The sequence below is a fragment of the Clostridioides sp. ZZV15-6383 genome (genome assembly GCF_020657735.1).
GTDB lineage: Bacteria > Bacillota > Clostridia > Peptostreptococcales > Peptostreptococcaceae > Clostridioides > Clostridioides difficile_D.
The window spans coordinates 1-255 of the sequence record NZ_JAGWCV010000213.1 but is presented as its reverse complement, the minus strand read 5'-3'; the positions used below and the strand labels follow the sequence as shown (position 1 = coordinate 255).

2 tRNA genes are annotated in these 255 nt (G+C 51.0%); both read right to left on the bottom strand.

What is annotated here, in order from left to right:
- Positions 1–38: 38 nt before the first annotated feature.
- Positions 39–112 (bottom strand) — tRNA-Met (locus KGF42_RS19520).
- A 6-nt stretch (positions 113–118) separates the two neighbouring features.
- Positions 119–194: transfer RNA gene (locus tag KGF42_RS19515), tRNA-Phe, on the bottom strand.
- Between the last annotated feature and the right edge of the window lie 61 nt (positions 195–255).

Sequence of the window (255 nt, the reverse complement as noted above, 5' to 3'; positions counted from 1 at the left end):
TCTAACCAACTGAGCTAATGGCCCACATTAAATTTTAGTAGCGGTAATAGGAGTCGAACCTATGACCTTTCGGGTATGAACCGAACGCTCTAGCCAACTAAGCTATACCGCCATATTCTGGTGCCCAAAGGCGGAATCGAACCACCGACACGGGGATTTTCAGTCCCCTGCTCTACCGACTGAGCTATCTGGGCATTTGGCGGAGAGGGTGGGATTCGAACCCACGGCCCCTTTCGAAGTCACTGGTTTTCAAGA